We start from the raw sequence: 1,168 nt of genomic DNA on the forward strand, positions 1-1,168 counted from the left end.
GGCAGGGCTATCGCATATGAGCGATGATAGAGATGAGGAACTGATCATCCCACCCAGCCTTCTTGATCTTGCGACGAATAGAGGCCTTATCTGGATGGGCTCGGATGAGGTTGAGGGCGATCTTTCGCAACAGAGCAATGTTTGCCGGTCCGTGATCCTTACGGTTTCTGGCGGCATCCTCGCGGAACTGGACGTCGAGCACCCAGTGCAGTTTGTTTTCGATCTGCCAATGTGTTCGGGTCACCTCGATCAGGGCACTGGCAGACATGACGGTGGAGAGCAGGAAGTAGCGGACATGACTGGTCAGACGGCCATCGGCGTGGCGGCTTGTGGCTTCGACGGAGCCTATGGCCTGCAGGCCGGGGAAGTCGATGTCATCGACGGCGACGACGCTGGCACGGCGTCTGTCGCAGCGATCGTGGTCGTTCTCGGCGGCGGTCTGGGCACTGTCGAGCGGCTCGACGTCGTCCAGACGAGCAATCGTCTGTGCCAGGAGGCCGGGCTGGTTGGCCTTCAACGCCAGGGCATAGTCGCCGCCAGCGGAAAGGATGGCGTGAGCGGTATCGGCGCGGCAATGCAGGGCATCGGCGGTGACGATGGCACCTTCGAGCGACAAAAGCGCAAGCGCATCTAGCGCCCCTTGGACTTCGTTGCGGCCCGGCGCGGTCTGTTGGCCGATGACCAGGCCGCAACCTGCAGCCCAGACATTGACCAGATGCAGCGGCGTAGTCTTGGCACCGCGCTGATGAGCGCCGCGCACCGCCTTGCCATCGATGGCCACCACGCCTTCCATCCCTTTTGCAAAGGCTTCGGCGAAGCGGCGGAAGGCGGCTTCGAAGGCATCCGGATTGAGGCAGCGGAAGACCATGGAGAAGGTGTCATGGCTGGGAATGCCATGGGGCAGCGGCACGATTGTCTTGAGCAGCTTCTTCTTGGAGACCCCGAAGTCGGCCATGTCGGCACAGCTTTCGGCACCACAGACGATCGCGGCAACGGCAATGAACAGGATCGAGGTCAACGGATGGCGTGTATTGCGCCCTCTCGGATCCGGCAAAGTAGCAAAGCAAGCGGCAAATCGATCCATCGCAACCTCCAAATCAACGGAGAGTCCTTGAATCTATTTGACGCAATAAAACAACTGCTTACTCGCCATATGCGATTCCCCTGC

Annotated in this window: 1 protein-coding gene; it reads right to left on the reverse strand. The window is 60.3% G+C overall.

Annotated elements, in window-relative coordinates; genetic code table 11:
- Positions 1 to 7 precede the first annotated feature (7 nt).
- Entirely contained in the window at positions 8 to 1,084 is a 1,077-nt protein-coding gene (locus GGD57_RS28990; RefSeq protein ID WP_184473600.1) for an ISAs1 family transposase, read from the reverse strand.
- Positions 1,085 to 1,168 lie beyond the last annotated feature (84 nt).

Source organism: Rhizobium esperanzae, assembly GCF_014197615.1.
GTDB lineage: Bacteria > Pseudomonadota > Alphaproteobacteria > Rhizobiales > Rhizobiaceae > Rhizobium > Rhizobium esperanzae_A.

Coding starts and splice junctions, on each gene's coding strand:
- GGD57_RS28990 (WP_184473600.1), bottom strand. CDS start 1,084: ATGGATCGATTTGCCGCTTGCTTTGCTACTTTGCCGGATCCGAGAGGG.